We start from the raw sequence: 22,637 nt of genomic DNA on the forward strand, positions 1-22,637 counted from the left end.
AACTATACCACTCTTGTGAGACAAAGTTAACGGGTTGGTAGCAACCGATCTCTCATTCTGTTTTTAAGTGATAAATTTGCGTATCGCGCGGAGAACTTCTTGCGGTCTTTCTGCATGTAACCAGTGGCCAGTATTGGCGATGACATGGGCTTTTACATTGGCAAACTGTTTTTGCACTTCACCTTGATGCTCTGCTGTGAGGTAGTCTGAATCTCCACCTTTCACCATCAGAGTCGGAGTGGTGATTTTATCTATTGGAATCCAATCTAGAATCTGGGAGTAATTGTCCCAAAGACTTGCAACGTTAAACCGCCATTCCAAATGCTCACCATTGTTGTATAGCGACTTGCCAAGAAACTGCCTGACACCTTCCATTTCGATATGCTGCGCGAGAATGTCCAGAGCTTGCTTACGTGAAGTCGGTTTCTGTTCAATTACTGCTTTTAAGCCCGCAAAAACATTGTCGTGCCGACGTTGGCTGTAGGCGACTGGCGCCATATCTAACACTAATAGTTTTTCAACTTGATCTTGGGCAAGCCCTGCTAATTTCATTGCCACTTTGCCGCCCATCGAATGACCAATCAGAATGTAGCGTTCAAGGCCAAGGTGTTGCAGCGTATTTAATACGTCTTGAGCCATCAACTCATAATTGTGTTGAGAGGATTGAAAAGACAAACCATGATTGCGCAGATCAATGCTGACCACCTGAAAATCTTGGCGCAAATCTCTGGCGAGCAAACCAAGGTTATCTAAACTACCAAATAAGCCGTGGATCAAAACTATGGTGTGACCCTCACCTTCGATTTTATAGTTGAGCAGTTGTGACATTTTACTCTATTCGTGACTGGTTTAACGTAGCGCCTCATTCGACCATTAATCTGCTTCAGATAGCAAATCTGGAACTCGCATATTGAGGGGACTTGGGTATATAATCCCACAGAGTTTAAACATAGAGATTGTGAAAAGCGAATGAAAACAATTGAGGTTGATGAGGATCTATACCGTTACATCGCAGGTCAAACCCAACACATCGGTGAAAGTGCATCCGACATACTGCGTCGTCTTCTCGTGGTTGATAAGCAGAGTCAACAATCAGCGTCGGTTGTGCCAGCAGTACAGCCCACAGGAATCGTGGTTAGCCGTGATGCAGCCAAAGAAGAAAAAGTAGATAGCGTCAAAGCAATGCGCTCGCTGCTGATATCTGATGAGTTTGCTGGTCTGAAAAAAGCCATCGACAGATTCATGTTGGTATTGTCGACGTTGAACCGCATTGACCCCCAGGGATTTTCCGAAGCAACTCAAGTAAAAGGCCGAAAGCGTGTTTATTTTGCTAACAATGAACAAACTCTCTTGGAGAGTGGTAACACGACAAAGCCTAAAGCGATTCCCGGTTCGCCTTTCTGGGTGATTACAAATAACAACACCAGTAGAAAGCGCCAGATGGTTGACCAGTTGATGGCGAGAATGAATTTCCCTGCCGACCTTATTGAGAAGGTCACTAACTCAATCTAAGAATTCTGATTTAAACCTCATAATGTTCAAACAGTGCTGGGTATTATGAGGTTTTTTGCTTCTGAACATTTTTATAAAGGATGTCAAAATGGCGATGCACCCACGTGCTGGACAACAAGCCCAACAGCAGGACCTGCATAATATCCCTGCACTTGTCTCGAACTATTTCCTACTTCAACCAGACCCTGCTAATCCTGATCACAAAGTTGAGTTCGGCACTTCCGGACATCGTGGTACTGCAGACAAATCTACTTTCAACGAAAACCATATCCTGGCGATTGCTCAAGCGATAGCTGAATTACGTGCTGAGAAACAAACAACTGGGCCTCTATTTATAGGCAAAGATACGCATGCTTTGTCAGAACCAGCGTTCTCCAGTGTTGTCGAAGTGTTGGTTGCAAACGGTGTTCAAGTCGTTGTCCAGCAGGACAACGGTTATACGCCAACACCGGGTGTGTCTCACGCTATTTTGACTCATAACCTTGAATATCAAGATAAAGCAGACGGTATTGTGATTACACCGTCTCATAACCCGCCCCAAGATGGTGGTATTAAGTACAACCCAACTCATGGCGGTCCTGCGGAAGGTGAATTGACACAAGCGATTCAAGACCGTGCAAATGCCCTGATCGCTGAAGGTTTGCAAGGCGTTAAGCGTATGCCGTTAGCTGAAGCAAAAGCGTCAGTGCTTTTCTCAGAGAAAGACTTAGTTAAGCCGTACGTTGACGATCTTGTGAATGTGATTGACATGGAAGCCATTCAAAAAGCAAATATTAAGATCGGGGTTGACCCACTTGGCGGCAGTGGGATCGACTACTGGCGACAAATCGGCTCTGCTTACAATCTAGATTTGACTTTGGTTAGCGAAGCGATTGATCCATCGTTCCAGTTTATGTCGCTAGATAAAGACGGCGTGGTACGTATGGACTGTTCATCTCCTTACGCAATGGCTGGTCTGTTAGCGCTAAAAGATGAATATGATCTGGCGTTTGGCAATGACCCAGACTACGACCGTCATGGAATTGTTACACCAAAAGGTTTGATGAACCCAAACCACTTCCTCGCTGTGTGTATTGATTATTTATACCGTCACCGTGAAGAGTGGGGGAAAGATGTCGCCGTTGGTAAGACGCTGGTGTCAAGTGCATTGATTGATCGCGTTGTTGCTGATCTTGGTCGCGAACTGTGTGAAGTCCCGGTTGGTTTTAAGTGGTTTGTTGATGGTCTTTACGAAGGTAAATTTGGTTTTGGTGGCGAAGAGTCAGCAGGGGCGTCTTTCCTACGTAAAGATGGTACGCCTTGGTCTACCGATAAAGATGGCATCATTCTGTGTCTTCTAGCTGCTGAGATTACAGCGGTAACAGGCAAGAACCCTCAAGAATACTATGAAGAACTTGCAGCGAAGCATGGTGCTTCTGAATACAACCGTATTCAGGCTGTGGCAAATGGCCCACAGAAAGAGGTGCTAAAGAGACTGTCTGCTGAGATGGTGACAGCGGAAACTCTTGCAGGCGACGCGATCACTGCTCGCTTGACCCACGCGCCTGGCAACGGGGCTGCGATTGGTGGCCTCAAAGTCACGACTGATAACGGCTGGTTTGCGGCACGTCCTTCAGGCACGGAAGATATCTACAAGATCTACTGTGAGAGCTTTAAAGGTGAAGAGCATTTGAAGCAAATTGAAGCAGAAGCACAAGATATCGTGAATCAGGTATTTGCTGACGCAGGTTTTTAACTTCGACAACTAAGTGTTGTATCAAGGGCTGACAGACTGTCGGCCCTTTTTGTAGGAGAGAACTGGAACGGGCTGCGCCCTTCGGGAACGGACTTCGTCCTATGGAGAGCAGGAACGCTGCGCTATGGAAAGCGGATCGGGCTTCGCCTTGCGAGAGAAAGATTTGTCATTCCTTAGACCGAAGAATGAGGGAGTAAGGAATCTCTTTGGTATTGCGTTTGTTATAAGAGATCCCCAACTCGCTCGTACCTCTCTCTTGAGGATGACGATAAAAAGAGTTATGAAACCTTCTGATTAAGTACTAATTACCCCGGCCAACTATCAGGCACAACAAACCAAAATTGACCGCCTTTCGTCTGAGCATGGACAAACCTTCCATTGGGTTTATTGATAGGGTTGGTGAACTCTTCTAGTCCAACCGCCCAAAGTGGCTTTTCAAGTTCATACAGCGGTTCGCCAATCTGGTCCCACTGACTTTGATAGCACCAATATCCAGTGATTTGGCTAGAGTTTATCGTGAGCCCAAGACACTCTTCCGGAATTGTCTCTGGTGAAAAAGGATTAATATAAAGACGCCCTTGGATTAACAGGTGCTCAGTGAGACCAGAGTAATGAGGGTATTGTTCGAGGAATTCCGGAGCTGCACTCATTTTTAATTGATGCGAGAGCATTCTAGCGAGTTTTTTATCTAGCTGATCGTGGGCATTCGGTCCGTACCAAACGCCTTTATGTAAAAGATAGAATTTAATCGCGACTTCCCAGTGTTCTTTCTGCTGTGACTCATGGTTGTCTAGAATGAGATCAATTGCGCCTATGGTCTGTCCTGACGCTTTGTTGATTTGAATCTCTTCTTCGAGCAGCGAATATTTTGAACTATTGCTGATGAGCTCAGTGCACAGGTGCTGGTAGATGAATCCTAAGCGAGGGTTTCCCTGATAGTCATCTTGTTTTAGAGGAGTGATATTCAGCGCTTTGACATCGACAAATGGCGGTGTCAGGTTAAATAGCGATGGTGTTTCATGTACCCAGTGATAAAAACGTTGTAAAGCGTTCATCCTTAAACCTAAAACCTATATTTGCTTGAACGCCACTATTGTAGCTAGGTGCTGGTAAGGTTGCTATGGTTCGAATACACTTTGCTCACTAAGATAAAGCGTAATGTTAGCAATTAGATGGAAGCTGTCATGAACAACTTACAATTAGAAAAAATCCTCAACGAGAAGCTCTCTCCACAGTTAATCAAAGACTATGCACCTAACGGATTGCAGGTTGAAGGTAAAGAGCAGATTAAAAAGATCGTGACTGGTGTGACTGCTTCTCAAGCATTGATTGATAAAGCGGTTGAGTTAAAAGCAGACGCACTACTGGTTCATCATGGCTACTTCTGGAAAGGCGAGCCGGAACCCATTCGTGGTATGAAAGGCAACCGCATTCGTACCTTGATAAAAAACGACATTAATTTAATGGGTTACCATCTGCCTCTTGATATCCACCCTGAGCTAGGCAATAACGCTGAACTCGCTCGTTTGCTGGATATTGAAGTGCAAGGCGGCCTAGAAGGGCATCCTCAATCCGTCGCTATGTTTGGGCGTTTGAAATCTCCAATGACAGGGGCTGAGTTTGCTGCCAAGATCAATCAAGTACTTAAACGCCAGCCTCTTCATATTGCTCCAGAAAATGCAGACAAAGTGATTGAAACGGTCGGATGGTGCACTGGTGGGGGGCAGGACTTTATTGAATTGGCAGTGAGACACGGTTTAGATGCGTTTATTTCGGGTGAGATCTCAGAACGCACTACTTATTCTGCTCGTGAGCAGGACATTCACTACTATGCTGCCGGTCACCACGCGACAGAGCGCTACGGAATCAAAGCACTAGGCGAGTGGCTAGCCACTGAACATGGCCTAGATGTTGAATTTATTGATATTGATAATCCGGTGTAAGAGAAGGACGGACTGCGTCCTGTGGGTGGGGGAACGGGCTATGCCCTATGGAACGCTGCGCTTTTGGAAAACGGGGTCGGGCTTCGCCCTGCGAGAGAAATATTTGTCATTCCTTAGACCGAAGAATGAGGGAGTAAGGAATCTCTAAAGGTTGGCGGCTCGCGGTGAGAGATCCCCAACTCACTCGTGCCTCGTTCTTGAGGATGACAACTAATTTAATAAAAAAGGGCTAATGTTCGCACATTAGCCCTTTGACTTTTTGCTAGTCAGCGATTACTCACGCTCGTGTATTGGCGAAAACTCACGCTGAACTTCACCTGTGTAAAGCTGGCGAGGTCGGCCGATACGGTTGAGTGGGTCACTGTGCATTTCGTTCCAGTGAGCAATCCAACCAATAGTACGTGATAGCGCGAAGATCACGGTAAACATGGAGACTGGAATACCAATCGCTTTTAGAATGATGCCAGAGTAGAAATCAACATTCGGGTAAAGCTTCTTAGAAACGAAGTACTCGTCAGACAGAGCAATACGCTCAAGCTCCATTGCTACGTCAAGCAGTGGATCGTCAATGTTGAGCTCTTTCAATACGTCATGACAAGTTTCGCGCATGACCGTTGCACGTGGATCATAGTTCTTATAAACGCGGTGACCGAAGCCCATTAGGCGGAATGGGTCATCCTTATCCTTCGCACGTTCGATGTACTCAGGAATGTTGTCAACACTACCTATTTCTTCCAACATTTTCAGACAGGCTTCGTTAGCTCCGCCATGTGCAGGCCCCCAAAGCGATGCGATACCCGCTGCGATACACGCAAATGGGTTCGCGCCAGATGAGCCGGCTAGACGCACTGTTGACGTTGAAGCGTTTTGCTCATGGTCTGCATGAAGTGTAAAGATCTTATCCATTGCACGAGCTACGACTGGATTCACTTCGTATTCTTCACATGGGTTAGCAAACATCATGTGTAGGAAGTTTTCCGCATAGCTTAGATCGTTGCGCGGGTAGATAAATGGCTGGCCGATAGAGTATTTGTAACACATCGCCGCCAGGGTAGGCATTTTTGACAGTAGACGATAAGCCGTGATCTCACGGTGGGTGTCATTATTGATGTCGAGTGAATCGTGATAGAAGGCTGCCAGAGCGCCGACTACACCACACATGACTGCCATTGGGTGAGCGTCGCGACGGAATCCGTGGAAGAAGCTCGCGATTTGCTCGTGTACCATAGTATGGCGGGTGACAGTCTTTTTAAATTGCTCGTATTGTTCTCGTGTAGGGGCTTCACCATAAAGAAGTATGTAACATACTTCTAAGTAATCAGCGTTATTAGCTAACTGATCAATAGGATAACCGCGGTGCAAAAGAATGCCCTTTCCACCGTCGATGTAGGTGATTTGAGATTCACAGGATGCAGTGGCAAGAAAACCTGGGTCAAACGTGAAATATCCATTTGCTCCAAGTTTACGAACATCAATTACAGGAGTACCAAGGGCACCTTCCATAATTGGCAGTTCGACAGGCGCTTGACCTTCAACGTGAAGGGTCGCTTTCTTATCTGCCATAACAATCTCCTTTGTTTATTATTTAATCCGTCCAGGATGTTTGTGTGACATTTTTGTACGTGTGTTCGTTATCAAAGTCAATTTTTCTCCTCCGACTTGTGCACTTCTTTTGATTTTTTATACGTATAAAGTTAAAAATCTGTTCTGTGTAGCAAAAATTGTTACATCAATTGTGCTAAAATATGTCCAGCCGTATAGTGGCGCCGTAAATTTTGGTGGAAACCTTATAAATCCGAGTCTTGAAACAGATGTGAGGTGATGTTTTAAGGCTTGTTGTTAACAAATATTTTACAAGTTTACTCCGGTTTTTTGCCTGCTTATTGTTAAATAAATGTTAACTTTTGTAGGTTTGCAATCAAATTTCGTTCATAACAATAAATGCTTCAATGGAGCTGAGTGAGCAAGCCCGTGAAAGAAAGAAAGTCAAGACCTGTTAATTTAGATTTGCAGACTATAAGCTTTCCGATCACAGCAATCGCATCTATCTTGCACCGAGTTTCAGGTGTAATTACGTTTGTCGCGATCGGGATACTTCTGTGGTTATTATCCATATCCCTGTCTTCCCCTGTAGGTTATGCACAAGCTGTCGATATCGTTGACGGTTTCTTTGTGAAATTTATTTTGTGGGGTATTTTGACGGCTTTGGCCTACCATATAGCAGGTGGTATTCGTCACTTGCTGATGGATCTAGGTCATTTTGAAGAGCTGGAATCTGGCGCTATGAGCGCTAAGGTTGCATTCGCAGCGACGGCCGTTCTGTCTGTACTTGCGGGGATTCTGGTATGGTAAAACACATTTCATCTTTTGGTCGTAATGGTGTGCACGATTTCCTTTTAATTCGTGCAACAGCAATCATTATGACGCTTTATACTATCTATCTGGTGAGCTTCTGTGCTTTCTCAGATATTTCTTACGTATCTTGGACACAGTTCTTTGGTGGGACTTTTACTAAAGTCTTTACCATGCTTGCGTTGGTATCCGTTCTTATCCACGCTTGGATAGGTCTATGGCAAGTTCTTACAGACTACATCAAATGCGCTAAGCTTCGCGGTTTCCTACAGCTAGGTGTGATTGCAGTGCTATTTGGTTACTTCTTCTCTGGTCTATTTATTCTGTGGGGTGCGTAAGTGTCTATTCCAGTTCGCGAATTTGATGCCGTTGTAATCGGCGCTGGTGGTGCAGGTATGCGTGCTGCACTACAAATCTCTGAGCAAGGCCTTTCATGTGCATTGCTTTCTAAAGTGTTTCCAACACGTTCACATACAGTTTCTGCTCAAGGTGGTATTACGGTCGCGCTAGGTAACGCGCACGAAGATCACTGGGAGCAGCACATGTATGATACGGTCAAGGGTTCTGACTACATCGGTGACCAAGACGCTATCGAATATATGTGTAAGAACGGTCCTGAGTCTGTTATTGAACTAGAGAAAATGGGTCTTCCTTTCTCTCGTTTTGACAACGGTACTATCTACCAGCGTCCTTTCGGCGGTCAGTCAAAGAACTTTGGCGGTGAACAGGCTGCTCGTACAGCTGCTGCAGCTGACCGTACAGGTCACGCGCTTCTACACACTCTTTATCAACAAAACATCAAACACAAAACAACGGTTTTCTCTGAGTGGTATGCACTTGACCTTGTTAAAAACGAAGATGGTGTTGTTCTAGGATGTACTGCGCTATGTATGGAAACTGGTGAAGTTTGTTATTTCAAATCAAAAGCAACCATCCTAGCGACGGGTGGTGCGGGTCGTATTTACGCATCGACTACTAACGCTCACATCAACACGGGTGATGGTGTTGGTATGGCGCTGCGTGCAGGCGTACCTATGCAAGACATGGAAATGTGGCAGTTCCACCCAACAGGTATCGCTGGTGCAGGTGTTCTTGTAACTGAAGGTTGCCGTGGTGAAGGTGGTTACCTGCTCAATAAAGACGGTGAGCGCTTCATGGAGCGTTATGCTCCAAACGCGAAAGACCTTGCTGGTCGTGACGTTGTTGCTCGTTCAATGATGATCGAAATTCGTGAAGGTCGCGGCTGCGATGGCCCTTGGGGTCCTCACATTAAACTGAAACTGGATCACCTAGGTAAAGAGACTCTTGAGTCACGTCTACCGGGTGTTTGTGAACTGTCTCGTACGTTTGCACACGTAGACCCAGTTAAAGAGCCAATTCCAGTAATCCCAACATGTCACTACATGATGGGTGGTATCCCAACTCAGGTTTCAGGTCAGGCTATTAAGCAAGACGAAAGCGGTGCAGACGTAGAAGTTCAAGGTCTATTCGCTTGTGGTGAAATCGCATCTGTATCAGTACACGGCGCTAACCGTCTGGGTGGTAACTCACTACTAGACTTGGTTGTATTCGGTCGTGCAACAGGTCTACACCTAGGTGAAACTCTAGCTAAGCAAGCAGAAGCGAAACCGGCTACTGAAGCAGACATTGAGCGTTCTTTAGAGCGTTACAACCGTTGGGAAAACAGCACTGAGGGTGAAGACCCAGCGCAAATCCGTAAAGATCTACAGCAATGTATGCAAAACAACTTCTCGGTATTCCGTGAAGGTGATGCAATGGCTAAAGGTTTGGAAGAGCTGAAAGTTATCCGTGAACGCCTGAAGAATGCTCATCTTGCTGATAAATCAACTGAGTTCAACACACAGCGTATTGAGTGTTTAGAACTAGAGAACTTGATGGAAACTGCTTACGCGACTGCTGTTGCGGCGAACTACCGTACAGAAAGCCGTGGTGCACATGCTCGTTTTGACTTCCCTGACCGTGACGATGCGCAGTGGCTATGTCACTCAATTTACAACCCGGAAACGGAAGCGATGGCGAAGCGCGATGTCAACATGGAACCGATTCATCGTGAAGCGTTTCCGCCTAAAGCACGTACGTACTAAGGAAAGGAGGACATAATTATGAAACTGAATTTCTCTTTGTACCGTTACAACCCTGATGTTGACCAAAAGCCGTACATGAAAGATTACACGCTTGAGGTTGATGAAGGTTCGGACATGATGCTTCTAGATGCATTGATCCTACTGAAAGAGCAAGATCCAAGCATCTCATTCCGTCGCTCTTGCCGTGAAGGTGTTTGTGGTTCTGATGGCCTAAATATGAATGGTAAGAACGGCCTCGCTTGTATCACCCCGCTCTCAGCATTAGCAGGTGATAAAATCGTGATTCGACCGCTTCCAGGTTTGCCTGTTGTTCGTGATTTGATTGTTGATATGACTCAGTTCTACGACAACTACGCGAAAGTGAAGCCATTCTTGATTGATGATGATGCCTTGCCACCATCCCGTGAGAATTTACAGTCTCCTGATGAGCGCGCGCATCTTGATGGGCTCTACGAGTGTATTATGTGTGCATGTTGTACGACTTCGTGCCCATCATTCTGGTGGAACCCTGATAAATTCATTGGTCCTGCTGGCTTGCTGGCTGCTTATCGTTGGCTGATTGATAGCCGCGACACAGCAACAGATGAACGTCTGTCAAATCTTGATGATGCATTTAGCGTTTTCCGTTGCCATGGCATCATGAATTGTGTAAGTGTTTGTCCTAAAGGACTCAACCCAACGAAAGCCATTGGTCACATTAAGACTATGCTGGTCAATCGTTCGGTTTAAATTAATAAAAATTGCCGATCACTTAGGTGGTCGGCTCTTAATAGCTCGGCATAGACCGAAGCAAACGTGAAAACTACTGGTTAAGGGAAAATATGCACAACGGCGTGATGAAGGCATGGCTCGAGTCTTCACACTTGGCTGGCGCCAATGCAACTTATGTAGAAGATCTCTACGAACTGTATCTAAGTGATCCCGATCTGGTAAGTGAGGAATGGAAACGTGTATTTGATGGCTTACCTAAGCCTTCTGAAGAGGTAGCTGAACAGCCTCATTCACGTGTCCGTGACTACTTCCGACGACTCGCTCAAGAAACAAAGCATTACAATGTCCAAGTTAGTGATCCAGATGTCGACGCTAAGCAAGTAAAAGTATTGCAACTTATTAACGCATACCGCTTCCGCGGTCATGAAGCTGCAAAACTTGATCCACTCGGATTATGGCAACGCCCAACTGTGGCGGAGCTAGACCCAACATTCCATACTCTCACCGAAGATGACTTCGAAGAATCATTCAATGTAGGTTCTTTTGCTATTGGTCAAGATACCATGTTGCTAAAAGACATCTACGCTTCTCTGAATAAAATCTACTGTGGTTCTATCGGTGCAGAATACATGCACATGACGAACACTGAACAAAAACGTTGGATCCAGCAACGTTTGGAGTCAGTTGTTGGTCAACCTTCTTTTTCTAAACAAGAAAAACAAGAATTTCTTGAAGAGCTGACGGCCGCTGAAGGTTTGGAGCGTTATCTAGGAGCTAAATTCCCAGGTGCTAAACGTTTCTCGCTAGAAGGGGGGGATGCACTGATACCGATGACAAAAGAATTGATTCGCCACGCTGGTAAAAATGGTATGCGCGAAGTTGTTATTGGTATGGCGCACCGTGGGCGGTTAAATATGCTAGTCAACGTTTTGGGGAAAAAGCCTCAGGATCTGTTTGACGAGTTTGCGGGTAAGCATGATGAAACATGGGGTACTGGTGATGTTAAGTACCATCAGGGCTTCTCTGCAGATTTTGCAACGCCAGGCGGTGATGTTCACCTTGCACTTGCATTTAACCCATCTCACCTTGAGATTGTAAACCCAGTAGTCATTGGTTCCGTCCGTGCTCGTCAGGATCGCCTAGGGGATAGTGAAGGTAATACTGTGTTACCTATTACAATTCATGGCGATTCGGCGGTAGCAGGTCAGGGAGTGGTAGCCGAAACCTTCAATATGTCTCAGTCACGCGGCTTCCGTGTTGGCGGTACAGTTCGCATCGTTGTGAACAACCAAGTGGGTTTCACTACGTCAAACCCTAACGACACGCGTTCTACGATGTACTGTACTGATATTGCGAAAATGGTACAGGCACCTATTTTCCATGTGAACGCAGATGACCCTGAAGCTGTGGCTTTTGTTACACGTATTGCACTTGATTATCGAAATGAGTTCAAGAGCGATGTAGTGATTGACTTAGTGTGTTATCGACGTCATGGCCACAACGAAGCTGACGAGCCAAATGCAACTCAGCCACTGATGTACCAGAAGATTAAAAAGCACCCAACGCCACGCAAGCTATATGCTGATGTATTGATCGAGCGTGGTGACTTTGGCATTGATACAGCAACTCAATTAGTGAACGAATATCGTGATGCATTAGATCGTGGTGAAGTTGTCGTTAAAGAGTGGCGTCCAATGGCACTGCATTCTGTTGATTGGTCTCCATACCTCGGTCATGACTGGGATGTTAGCTGGGATAGTACTTTTGACAAAGATCGCTTGGTTGAACTTGGTCAGCGTATCTGTCAGTACCCAGAAAGTCACAAATTACAAAGCCGTGTAAACAAGCTTTACAATGATCGCACAGCAATGATCGCTGGCGAAAAAGCGATTGATTGGGGCATGGCCGAAACACTAGCGTATGCGACACTTGTCGATGATGGGAAGCGTATTCGTATTTCTGGGCAGGATTCTGGTCGTGGTACCTTCTTCCACCGTCATTCAGTACTTCACAACCAAACAGATGCAAGCACGTTTGTTCCTTTAGCCAACGTTCATGACAAGCAAGGTCCGTTCGAAGTATACGATTCTGTTTTGTCTGAAGAGGCTGTGCTGGCATTTGAATATGGTTATGCCACGGCAGAGCCAAGTGGTTTGACTATCTGGGAAGCTCAGTTTGGTGATTTTGCCAATGGTGCTCAGGTTGTCATCGACCAATTTATCTCGTCAGGTGAACAAAAATGGGCTCGTTTGTGCGGTTTGACTATGCTTCTTCCTCACGGTTATGAAGGTCAGGGCCCAGAGCACTCTTCCGCACGTTTGGAGCGATACCTACAGCTTTGTGCGGAGCAAAATATGCAGGTTGTCGTGCCATCGACACCCGCCCAGGTGTACCACATGATTCGCCGTCAGGTTGTGCGTCCAATGCGCCGTCCTCTCATCGTGATGTCTCCTAAGTCATTGCTTCGTCATCCTCTATGTACTTCATCGCTTGAAGAGCTTGCGGAAGGTACCTTCCAGCCAGCGATTGCTGAAATAGACAAGTTGGATGCTAAGAAAGTGAAACGCGTTGTTTTTTGTTCGGGTAAGGTGTATTTCGACCTATTAGAACAACGTCGTAACAACGAGCAAGAAGACGTAGCGATTGTGCGTATTGAGCAACTTTACCCATTCCCTCTGGAAGAGGTTAAAGCTGCTATCGAGCAATATACAAATGTAGAAGATTTCGTTTGGTGTCAGGAAGAGCCGCAAAACCAAGGCGCTTGGTACTCAAGCCAACACAACTTCCGTGCTGCTATTCCGGCAGGTGCAGATCTTAAATACGCTGGACGTCCAGCGTCAGCATCACCTGCAGTAGGTTACATGTCAGTACACTTGAAACAACAGAAAGCGTTAGTTGAAGACGCACTTACCGTGAATACAAAAGCTTCAGACTAAAAACTGAAGTTAAAGGAAGAAACAGATATGACAATTGAAATTCTGGTTCCAGATTTACCTGAATCTGTTGCTGATGCGACAGTAGCTACATGGCACAAACAACCTGGCGACGCGGTAGAGCGTGACGAAGTTCTGGTTGATATTGAAACAGATAAAGTTGTGCTAGAAGTACCAGCGCCTGAAGCGGGTGTACTAGAAGCGATTATTGAAGAAGAAGGGGCAACAGTTCTTTCTAAGCAACTGATTGCTAAAATTAAGCCTGGTGCAGTAGCGGGTGAACCAACAAAAGATACGACTGAGGAAGCAGAAGCGTCTCCAGATAAACGCCATAAAGCTTCTCTAAACGAAGAAAGCAACGATGCATTAAGCCCAGCAGTTCGTCGCCTGCTTGCAGAGCACAACTTGGAAGCAAGCCAAGTTAAGGGGACTGGTGTTGGCGGTCGTATTACGCGCGAAGATATTGAAGCGCATCTTGCGAATGCCAAAGCGGCACCGAAAGCCGATGCTCCTGTAGCCGCAGCACCTACAGCTGCCCGTAGTCAGAAACGTGTACCAATGACTCGTCTACGTAAGACGGTAGCTAACCGTCTACTAGAAGCGAAGAACAGCACGGCAATGCTAACGACGTTCAATGAAGTCAACATGAAGCCAATCATGGATCTTCGTAAGCAGTATAAAGACCAGTTCGAAGAGCGTCACGGTATCCGTTTAGGCTTCATGTCTTTCTACGTGAAAGCCGTAACTGAAGCACTCAAACGTTATCCAGAAGTGAATGCATCTATCGATGGTGATGATATCGTTTACCACAACTACTTCGACATTAGCATGGCGGTATCTACGCCACGTGGTCTGGTCACTCCGGTTCTTAAAGACTGTGACACTCTTGGTTTTGCTGACGTAGAAAAAGGCATCAAAGAGTTAGCAATCAAAGGTCGTGACGGCAAGCTTACTGTTGATGAGCTAATTGGTGGTAACTTCACTATTACTAACGGCGGTGTGTTTGGTTCACTAATGTCTACGCCAATCATCAATCCACCACAATCTGCAATTCTTGGTATGCACAAAATCCAAGAGCGCCCGATGGCTGTTGATGGCAAAGTAGAAATTCTACCAATGATGTATCTAGCATTATCCTATGACCACCGCCTGATTGATGGTCGTGAGTCTGTGGGCTTCCTAGTGACAATCAAGGAACTATTAGAAGATCCAGCTCGTTTACTGCTAGATGTGTAATGAACTCAGGCACCTAAGGGACGGTTCTCTTAGGCGCTAAAAGTTTTAGGCTGAGCTGCTCAACGCTCAGCCTTCATTTGGAGTGCTAGTTATGCTAATAGCTAGTGTTTTATTTGAGAAGACCCTACAGACGTTAGATTGTTTTGATCAAAACGTCATGGACATAATAATCCCTCAAGGGAAAACAAACGGAATAACAAAATGAATTTGCATGAATACCAAGCCAAACAGCTGTTTGCAGAATTCGGTTTGCCTGTACCGGAAGGCTATGCGTGTGATACCCCTCAAGAAGCTTTCGAAGCGGCGGGTCGCATTAGCACAGAGAAAAAAGTTGTTAAATGTCAGGTTCACGCTGGTGGTCGCGGTAAAGCGGGCGGTGTAGAGCTGCATGACACAAAAGATGGCGTAAAAGAATTTGCGCAAAAATGGCTAGGTAAGAATCTGGTAACTTACCAAACAGATGCAAATGGTCAGCCTGTCACGAAAATTCTTGTAGAAGAAGCTTCAAATATCGCTAACGAACTTTACCTTGGTGCGGTTGTTGACCGTGCAACTCGTAAAGTTGTATTCATGGCATCGACTGAAGGTGGTGTTGAAATCGAGAAAGTTGCAGAAGAGACTCCAGAGTTGATTCACAAAGCAGCCATCGATCCACTAGTCGGTCCTCAGGCTTACCAAGGCCGTGAACTAGCATTCAAGCTAGGTCTTGAAGGCGACCAAATTAAACAATTTGTTAAGATCTTCATGGGTCTTGGCAACATGTTCTCTCAGTACGACCTTGCTCTTCTAGAGATCAACCCTCTTGTTATTACTGGTGAAGGCAACTTGCTATGCCTTGACGGTAAGATCAACATCGATTCAAACGCGATGTACCGTCAGCCTAAGCTACGCGAAATGCACGATCCTTCGCAAGAAGATGAGCGTGAAGCACACGCAGCACAGTGGGAACTGAACTACGTAGCGCTAGACGGCAATGTTGGCTGTATGGTTAACGGTGCAGGTCTGGCAATGGGTACGATGGATATCGTAAATCTACACGGCGGTAAGCCAGCTAACTTCCTAGACGTAGGTGGCGGCGCAACTAAAGAGCGTGTAGCAGAAGCATTCAAGATCATCCTATCTGATGACAATGTAAAAGCAGTACTCGTCAACATCTTCGGCGGTATCGTTCGTTGTGACATGATCGCAGAAGGTATTATTGGTGCAGTTAAAGAGGTAGGTGTAAGCGTACCAGTTGTTGTTCGTCTTGAAGGTACTAACGCAGACCTAGGTCGCGAAGTTCTTGCTAATTCTGATGTTGATATCATCGCTGCTGAGTCACTAACTGACGCAGCTCAGAAAGTTGTTGCTGCTGCGGAGGGCAAATAATGTCTGTACTAATTAATAAAGACACCAAAGTAATCTGTCAGGGTTTCACTGGTGGTCAAGGTACTTTCCACTCTGAGCAAGCTATCGCATACGGCACACAGATGGTTGGTGGTGTATCTCCAGGTAAAGGTGGCCAAACTCACCTAGGTCTTCCTGTATTCAACACTGTACGTGAAGCAGTAGAAGCAACTGGCGCCACTGCAACAGTTATCTACGTTCCAGCACCTTTCTGTAAAGATGCAATCCTAGAAGCGATTGATGCGGGTATCGAGCTTATCGTAACGATCACTGAAGGTATTCCAACAACAGATATGATCGACGTGAAAGTGAAGCTAGAAGAAACTGGCGTTCGCATGATCGGTCCTAACTGTCCAGGTCTAATCACTCCTGACGAGTGTAAGATTGGTATCATGCCTGGTCACATCCACAAGAAAGGTAAAGTTGGTATCGTTTCTCGCTCTGGTACTCTTACGTATGAAGCGGTTAAGCAGACGACAGACGAAGGCTTCGGTCAGTCTACTTGTGTTGGTATCGGTGGCGACCCAATTCCAGGTTCAAACTTCATTGATATCCTAAAACTGTTCCAAGAAGATCCAGAAACTGAAGCAATCGTAATGATTGGCGAAATTGGTGGTACAGCTGAAGAAGAAGCAGCAGCGTTCATCAAAGAGAACGTCACTAAGCCAGTGGTTTCTTACATCGCTGGTGTAACGGCTCCTCCAGGTAAACGTATGGGTCACGCTGGTGCAATCATCTCTGGTGGTAAGGGTACTGCGGAAGACAAGTTTGCAGCACTAGAAGCAGCTGGCGTTAAGACGGTTAAGTCTCTAGCAGACATCGGTAAAGGTCTGCGTGAAGTAACAGGTTGGTAATTCGCCAATTTGTCTAAACAAAAAAGGCTTGGCATTGCGCCAAGCCTTTTCTATATAGGGTCATATCAGCGAGGCAAACTCAGTTACGAGTTCGCAATCTTCTTTTCTAATAGTGCCACCCTGGCGGTCAACTCAGCGACTTGTTTTTCCAGCTCAGTAATTCTGCATGCATCATTAGTTGTCTTAGCGGCAACTTCTACCTTAGGAACACGGTTCGCACTTTTCCAGCTTTTAATGGTTGTGATAAGAGCAGGCATGGGGATGACTGTACTAAGACGTGCTTTCACCAAGGCGACGGTTGGCTCTTTCCCCTCTTTTCGGAGCTGTTCTAAAATTTCTTTAAGCTCCTGACTAACATCTTGAGTGAGCATATGACCTCCTTGAATGCATTTAGCGTCATGATACTCAACGCAACTAGGGAATGCTAATAGAAAATACACGCTGCCAATGTGCGAAATATCTTACGCTTAGTGTGCGATAAAACGGTCTTACACTGGTGTGATAAACGCATTGTCATTTTATGTTTTTGAATTTATTCAATATTAAATCTAATGGACGTATTGATGTCACCAGGTGTATTGGTTTACCACATAGCTTATAGCAAGAGATAGGATAAATTAATAAGTGTTGGACGGGATGCTGACACGGAACAAAGGATACTGTAGGGATGCAGCTACTGATGGGAACTCAGTACTAAGGAACGGATAGGGCCCCTTTGGGAAGAGGTGTGACAGTATCAGGATGATACAGGACACCACTAAGGGACTCAGTGACTATTAAGCAAGAGGCATGGAGCCTTTTTGTGGCCGGACTGCTACGAGTATGACTACAGCCCCGATATTTGCGTATTGGGGCTTTTCTTTAACCTTAGGCATAACTCACACTAACAACGTCAAAATAACAATCTAGATCAATAACTAAACTTATCAGTTAGTATAACTTTTCAGCTTTGTTTCTATGTTTGGAAACAAATATTAGCCCCTGTTCTTCGCGGGCATGCTGTCAATAAGGATGTGTTGTGACTATCGTAACTCGCCGAACATTACTGGTGCCATACAATGAATCATTGCAGTCAGAATTCTTGATGCTGAACTGTTGTGCCAAGAATCGAGCTGAGATGAATGGACCGCACACGGTTTCTTCAGCAAAACAGCTTTTCCAGCAAGTGTTACATGATCATACCATTTATACCTTGGCTGTCTTAGACAGCCACTCGCGAGAATACATCGGGCATGTCTTTATCTATCATTTGGATAGTGGGCCAGAGCTAGGTTATATTTTTGATAAAGCTTACTGGGGAAAGGGGTACGCCAGTGAAGTGCTGAAGGCTTTTTTCCCGAAGGCGGTGCGTGATCTCAACTTAACTCGTGTGTCAGCAACTGCTAACATTGGGCACATTGCATCGATTCGTATTCTAAGCAAACTGGGTTTTGAGCTCTGCGGTCAAAACCGTGATGCATTTGGTCCGTATAATGAATATGTGTTTACATCCGATGAGGTGGTAGATCGACCTTCATCAGTCGAAAGCCTTGCATGATTAACTTGCCTTGGTAGCAGTCATCACCAAGTGATGAAAATTCAAATTGGTAAACAGAGTGCCAACGCCAGATTCCGTCTGGCGTTTTCAGTTTATGACCTTTTAGCGCGACGCTAATCAGCTGCAGATCGAGCTGTTTACATTTGCTGGCCGCGATGGATTTTGCTAGCTCAGCTTGCCTTCTTTGTTGCCAGAATAAAAAACAGCCGAATGCCAATCCTAGAATGGCTAGAAGGTCACCGATCATCTTTTAGCCCTTAGTCGCTTGCTGAAGTTTTACCAGCGCCTCAGCCAACTCTGTAGATGGTGCAGAATGAAGCAGGGGCAGTAACACCATCCTCAATTCCGGCAGCATCACCAGATCGGCAAACAGTTGATTAAATAGCGCCTGATTACCTGTCTGAGCTAAACGCAGAAGAAATTGCTGTGCAAGCTGTGGGTCACTGAGAAGGTGCCAACTGCGGCCTGCAATGCCAATCAACACCTCTTGATGGCTGAGGCGAGGAGAGGCAAGAATTTTGTTGAGTATCACGCCTGAATACGAAGAGTTAGCTCCAGACAGTGCTCGTGCGAGAGCGCCAAGCAGGAAGATATCAGGATCATTGCTGTCTATCTGCTCAAGGGCTATTTCCTGTATTCGCTCTGCCAGCTTATCTGGTAAAGGAGTGTGTTCCAGTGCCCCGAGCAAGGCATAAAGCGGTTCATGAGGCAGGTGCTTTAAAGCTTTACGTAAGTTGACGCCATTTTGGTTTTGCCCAAGGCGTGCACAAATATCGGTTACACCTTGAAGGCCGACGGTCTGCCATTTATCCCAGCCGAGACCACCAGAGAAATAGTGCTGAGCATGCTCATAGTACTGACTGCATGGCAAGTCGAGTTGAGATCTTATTTGACTGTGGAACACAGCCATTTTATCTTCAGCAGGCTTATAGGTATAAGGGTTATTCGATAGTTTTTGTTGCTGTTCTTCGGTCATTTCCTGACTTAAGCGCGTCCCCATTGCTTCAACAACATATTTAATGAAGTTGCCCACGTCAGCTTGTTTTAATAGACCACGTTCATCCAATTCAAACTTTAAGAACCAAATCCAAGGTTGCCTATGTTCATTCCAGTAAGCAATTGCGAGATGCGCTTTACGCTGTAAAGGGTACGGATAGGGCTGAAAACCTTTCTCTACATCGACAAACACTTTGTTGTCAATATTCTTTATTCGGCGCCCTAGGTCGTAAACCTGATATTGGCATTCGCTATTGGTTAATAACTGACTGAGAGTATGAATGGTGTCCATTGCTGAATAGTCCTAACTTTCTTTCCTCTATAAATGGTACTCTTATGCTTAATTTCAAGGTTTCCACTCAGTTTTATGACAAAAGAACAGCAAATAGTACCACTTCTCGACCAGTTACCCTCTGTCATGCGTGAGCTAAAACTGTGGCAACACAGCAAGCCTTCTGAGCAAGCGCTACAAAGCGTTGAACCTTTTGCAGTCGATACGTTACAACCAGAACAATGGTTACAGTGGGTATTTTTACCAAAAATGGCATATCTTCTAGAGCAGAAGATGCCTTTACCCGCAGGCTTTGCGATTACGCCTTACTTTGAAGAGTGTTGGAAAGAGCATGGAGCATATGCTCCATTGCTTGATTTACTTAGAGCAATAGACGAGGCCTGTGCATGATGTTAGATATTGTTTTCCAGGACGAGTACTTTGTTGCTGTCAACAAACCTGCAGGAATGCTGGTTCATCGTAGTTGGTTAGATAAACACGAAACTCAGTTTGTGATGCAGACACTACGTGACCAAATTGGTCAGCATGTTTTTCCACTTCATCGCCTTGATCGACCGACATCAGGTGTACTGATTTTTGCTTTGTCGAGTGATGTGGCCTCTCAAGTGATGCCGATGTTTGCTAACCATGAAATGGTTAAAACCTATCATGCCGTAGTGCGCGGTTGGATTGAAGAGTCTGGCCGCCTTGATTACGCATTGAAGGTTGAGTTGGATAAGATTGCCGATAAGCACGCCAGCCAAGAGAAAGAAGCACAAGAAGCCATTACTGACTATTGGCCGCTAGCGAAAGTGGAAGTGCCCCATTCTACAGGCAAGTTTCCAACTACCCGTTACTGCTTGATGGAAATGAAACCATTAACAGGGCGCAAGCATCAGCTAAGACGTCATATGGCTCACCTAAGGCATCCTATTGTCGGTGATACGACTCATGGCGACGGTAAGCACAACAGATTGTATAGAGAGGTCTACGACTCGCACAGACTGCTTCTACATGCATCGAGCTTAGAGTTTATTCACCCCTTCACCAATGAAAAGCTGCTGATTAAAGCGGGTATCGATGAAACTTGGCAAAAACTCTGTGCGGAGTTTGGCTGGCAAGTACCAGAATAGAACGTTTAGAGACAAAAAAGCCCTAGAAGTGAGGGCTTTTTGCTATCAAACCAGTGACGTTTACTTTTCTAGGTATTCGCGAATCGCGCTTTCGATGCCTGCTGCGTCTAAGCCTAACTCGGCATGAAGCTCATCCTGAGTACCTTGATGAACAAACTCATCAGGCAAACCTAGGTTAAGCACAGGCTTGATGATTTTCTCTTTCATCATAAACTCAATCACACCAGCACCCGCACCGCCTGCAATGGCATTTTCTTCTAATGTGACAATCACATCATGCTCATCAACAAGCTGTTTGATCAAAGCTTCATCAAGTGGTTTGACAAAACGCATATCAGCGACAGTAGCATTGAGTTTTTCGGCCGCTTCAAGTGCATTGCCTAAAAAGGTACCGAAGCTGAGAATCGCCACTTTTTCACCTTCTCGTACGACTCGGCCTTTGCCAATTTCTAACGCAGTGAAATCTTGATCAATTTCAGTCCCTATACCGCTGCCACGAGGGTAACGTACAGCACTTGGACCTGTGTGCTTATGCCCTGTGTAGAGCATTTGGCGACATTCGTTCTCATCGCTTGGCGCCATGATGACCATGTTTGGAATACAGCGCATAAAGCTCAGATCAAAGGCGCCTTGATGAGTCTGACCATCAGCACCCACTAATCCAGCACGGTCAATCGCAAACATGACTGGTAGATCCATGATGGCGATGTCGTGAATCAACTGGTCGTAACCGCGTTGAAGAAAAGTGGAGTATATCGCGACAATCGGATGGTTGCCTGAAATCGCCATACCTGTCGCCAATGTGACGGCATGTTGCTCGGCGATTGCGACATCAAAGTACTGCTGTGGGTACTCTTTGGAGAAGCGAACCATGCCGGAACCTTCACGCATCGCTGGTGTGATGGCCATCAATTTAGGGTCCTGAGCGGCCATATCACACAGAAAGTCACCGAAAATTTTGGAGAAGGTTGGTTTATTGCCGTTACTCTTTGGCAATGAAGTATGGGCAGGGTCGAATTTAGGAACGCCGTGATAACCGATAGGATCTTTCTCAGCAGGCTCGTAACCTTTGCCTTTCTTAGTCATGATATGAAGAAATTGCGGACCTTTTAGTTCACGCATGTTCTTCAATGTTTTGACCAGTTCGCTAACATCGTGACCGTCAACTGGTCCAATGTAGTTAAAACCCAACTCTTCAAACAGGGTGCCGGGTACGACCATGCCTTTAAGATGCTCTTCAGTGCGGCGAACCAATTCTTTGATTGGTGGAACGCCTGACAGTACTTTTTTCCCGCCTTCACGAATCGAGGTGTAGAGGCTGCCAGAAAGCACCTGAGCAAGGTGGTTATTTAGTGCTCCGACGTTTTCAGAGATCGACATCTCGTTGTCATTCAGTACGACTAGCATGTCCGAATGAACGTCGCCTGCGTGGTTCATAGCTTCAAATGCCATACCTGCGGTAATGGCACCATCACCAATCACGCTGACCACTTTGCGATTTTCACCTTCTTTCTCTGCACTGATTGCCATTCCTAGCGCAGCGCTGATAGAGGTTGATGAGTGGCCGACAGATAGCGTGTCATACTCACTTTCTTCGCGCCAAGGAAAAGGGTGCAGCCCGTCTTTCTGGCGGATAGTCGACATTTGGTCGCGACGACCAGTCAGGATTTTGTGTGGGTAGGCCTGATGGCCAACATCCCAAACCAGTTGATCAAACGGAGTGTTGTAAACATAGTGAAGCGCCACAGTAAGCTCCACTGTACCCAGGCCAGAGGCGAGGTGGCCACTGGACTGACTGACAGAGTTCAATAAGTAGGTGCGTAGCTCGTTACATAACGTGGGCAATGCTTCCTTAGGAAGGCTACGCAGCTCGTCTGGTGTATTTGCCAGAGCCAGTGTTGGATATTTTGAAATATCAAGAGTCATATAAATG

At 45.8% G+C, this 22,637-nt stretch carries 21 protein-coding genes; 14 read left to right on the plus strand and 7 right to left on the minus strand.

All coding sequences use genetic code 11. The features are described from left to right. Positions 1 to 63: 63 nt before the first annotated feature. Positions 64 to 828, minus strand: coding sequence for an alpha/beta fold hydrolase (locus tag OH455_RS15735; protein ID WP_269982035.1), 765 nt, complete (start codon positions 826 to 828; stop codon positions 64 to 66). A gap of 141 nt (positions 829 to 969) precedes the next feature. Here OH455_RS15735 and seqA point away from each other — a divergent pair, with 141 nt between their 5' ends. Together seqA and pgm are read left to right on the plus strand one after the other, a co-directional pair. Further along, positions 970 to 1,512, plus strand: coding sequence for a replication initiation negative regulator SeqA (seqA, locus tag OH455_RS15740; RefSeq protein ID WP_045977924.1), 543 nt, complete (start codon positions 970 to 972; stop codon positions 1,510 to 1,512). Positions 1,513 to 1,600: 88 nt separating this feature from the next. Continuing rightward, positions 1,601 to 3,247, plus strand: a complete 1,647-nt coding sequence (pgm, locus tag OH455_RS15745) for a phosphoglucomutase (alpha-D-glucose-1,6-bisphosphate-dependent) (protein WP_269982036.1) — start codon at positions 1,601 to 1,603, stop codon at positions 3,245 to 3,247. Between the two features lie 305 nt (positions 3,248 to 3,552). Here pgm and OH455_RS15750 read toward each other — a convergent pair whose 3' ends face one another. Next, complete coding sequence (locus OH455_RS15750) at positions 3,553 to 4,302, minus strand: DUF1853 family protein (RefSeq protein WP_269982037.1); 750 nt, start codon at positions 4,300 to 4,302, stop codon at positions 3,553 to 3,555. Positions 4,303 to 4,431: 129 nt separating this feature from the next. Between OH455_RS15750 and OH455_RS15755 the strand changes: the two genes are divergently transcribed. Then, the gene (locus tag OH455_RS15755) at positions 4,432 to 5,190 is read left to right on the plus strand and encodes a Nif3-like dinuclear metal center hexameric protein (protein ID WP_269982038.1); all 759 of its coding nucleotides are present in this window, start codon (positions 4,432 to 4,434) and stop codon (positions 5,188 to 5,190) included. A gap of 273 nt (positions 5,191 to 5,463) precedes the next feature. On the opposite strand, the gene OH455_RS15760 is transcribed toward OH455_RS15755, so the two are convergent. Next, complete coding sequence (locus OH455_RS15760; RefSeq protein ID WP_045974714.1) at positions 5,464 to 6,753, minus strand: citrate synthase; 1,290 nt, start codon at positions 6,751 to 6,753, stop codon at positions 5,464 to 5,466. 396 nt (positions 6,754 to 7,149) lie between these two features. On the opposite strand from OH455_RS15760, the gene sdhC reads away from it, so the two are divergent. From sdhC to sucD, 8 genes are all read left to right on the plus strand, one after another. Further along, a complete protein-coding gene (sdhC, locus tag OH455_RS15765) occupies positions 7,150 to 7,542 on the plus strand; it encodes a succinate dehydrogenase cytochrome b556 subunit (RefSeq protein WP_269982039.1) in 393 nt (130 codons plus the stop codon). Next, a complete protein-coding gene (gene sdhD / locus OH455_RS15770) occupies positions 7,536 to 7,880 on the plus strand; it encodes a succinate dehydrogenase, hydrophobic membrane anchor protein (RefSeq protein WP_045974716.1) in 345 nt (114 codons plus the stop codon). The genes sdhC and sdhD overlap by 7 nt, the downstream gene beginning before the upstream one ends. Then, positions 7,881 to 9,647, plus strand: coding sequence for a succinate dehydrogenase flavoprotein subunit (gene sdhA, locus OH455_RS15775; protein ID WP_269982040.1), 1,767 nt, complete (start codon positions 7,881 to 7,883; stop codon positions 9,645 to 9,647). Positions 9,648 to 9,665: 18 nt separating this feature from the next. After that, positions 9,666 to 10,376, plus strand: a complete 711-nt coding sequence (locus OH455_RS15780) for a succinate dehydrogenase iron-sulfur subunit (protein ID WP_206376539.1) — start codon at positions 9,666 to 9,668, stop codon at positions 10,374 to 10,376. A 92-nt stretch (positions 10,377 to 10,468) separates the two neighbouring features. Next, the gene (gene sucA, locus OH455_RS15785; RefSeq protein ID WP_269982041.1) at positions 10,469 to 13,294 is read left to right on the plus strand and encodes a 2-oxoglutarate dehydrogenase E1 component; all 2,826 of its coding nucleotides are present in this window, start codon (positions 10,469 to 10,471) and stop codon (positions 13,292 to 13,294) included. 27 nt (positions 13,295 to 13,321) lie between these two features. Beyond that, positions 13,322 to 14,527, plus strand: coding sequence for a 2-oxoglutarate dehydrogenase complex dihydrolipoyllysine-residue succinyltransferase (gene odhB, locus OH455_RS15790; RefSeq protein WP_269982042.1), 1,206 nt, complete (start codon positions 13,322 to 13,324; stop codon positions 14,525 to 14,527). Between the two features lie 201 nt (positions 14,528 to 14,728). After that, a complete protein-coding gene (gene sucC, locus OH455_RS15795; protein WP_004744517.1) occupies positions 14,729 to 15,895 on the plus strand; it encodes an ADP-forming succinate--CoA ligase subunit beta in 1,167 nt (388 codons plus the stop codon). Beyond that, positions 15,895 to 16,767 (plus strand): succinate--CoA ligase subunit alpha, encoded by an 873-nt coding sequence (gene sucD, locus OH455_RS15800; RefSeq protein ID WP_006881309.1) that lies wholly within the window; start codon positions 15,895 to 15,897, stop codon positions 16,765 to 16,767. The genes sucC and sucD overlap by 1 nt, the downstream gene beginning before the upstream one ends. An 83-nt stretch (positions 16,768 to 16,850) precedes the next feature. Here sucD and OH455_RS15805 read toward each other — a convergent pair whose 3' ends face one another. After that, positions 16,851 to 17,138: a hypothetical protein gene (locus OH455_RS15805; protein WP_269982043.1), complete on the minus strand. Its 288-nt coding sequence runs from the start codon at positions 17,136 to 17,138 to the stop codon at positions 16,851 to 16,853. Between the two features lie 647 nt (positions 17,139 to 17,785). Here OH455_RS15805 and OH455_RS15810 point away from each other — a divergent pair. Beyond that, positions 17,786 to 18,304, plus strand: a complete 519-nt coding sequence (locus tag OH455_RS15810) for a GNAT family N-acetyltransferase (RefSeq protein WP_045974722.1) — start codon at positions 17,786 to 17,788, stop codon at positions 18,302 to 18,304. Here the strand turns inward: OH455_RS15810 and OH455_RS15815 are convergent. Continuing rightward, positions 18,252 to 18,551: a DUF3301 domain-containing protein gene (locus OH455_RS15815; RefSeq protein WP_206375798.1), complete on the minus strand. Its 300-nt coding sequence runs from the start codon at positions 18,549 to 18,551 to the stop codon at positions 18,252 to 18,254. The two genes, OH455_RS15810 and OH455_RS15815, sit on opposite strands and share 53 nt — an antisense overlap. Before the next feature lie 3 nt (positions 18,552 to 18,554). Then, positions 18,555 to 19,592, minus strand: a complete 1,038-nt coding sequence (locus OH455_RS15820; protein ID WP_269982044.1) for a DUF3549 family protein — start codon at positions 19,590 to 19,592, stop codon at positions 18,555 to 18,557. Between the two features lie 75 nt (positions 19,593 to 19,667). On the opposite strand from OH455_RS15820, the gene OH455_RS15825 reads away from it, so the two are divergent. Beyond that, positions 19,668 to 19,982 carry a YqcC family protein gene (locus tag OH455_RS15825; RefSeq protein WP_269982045.1) on the plus strand — a complete coding sequence of 105 codons (315 nt, stop codon included), beginning with the start codon at positions 19,668 to 19,670 and terminating at the stop codon, positions 19,980 to 19,982. Then, on the plus strand, positions 19,982 to 20,704 hold the full coding sequence (gene truC / locus OH455_RS15830; protein WP_269982076.1) for a tRNA pseudouridine(65) synthase TruC: 723 nt from the start codon (positions 19,982 to 19,984) through the stop codon (positions 20,702 to 20,704). The genes OH455_RS15825 and truC overlap by 1 nt, the downstream gene beginning before the upstream one ends. Positions 20,705 to 20,764: 60 nt before the next feature. On the opposite strand, the gene dxs is transcribed toward truC, so the two are convergent. Further along, a complete protein-coding gene (dxs, locus tag OH455_RS15835) occupies positions 20,765 to 22,630 on the minus strand; it encodes a 1-deoxy-D-xylulose-5-phosphate synthase (protein ID WP_269982046.1) in 1,866 nt (621 codons plus the stop codon). Between the last annotated feature and the right edge of the window lie 7 nt (positions 22,631 to 22,637).

The organism is Vibrio sp. T11.5, assembly GCF_027587155.1.
GTDB classification, from domain to species: Bacteria; Pseudomonadota; Gammaproteobacteria; order Enterobacterales; family Vibrionaceae; genus Vibrio; species Vibrio neptunius.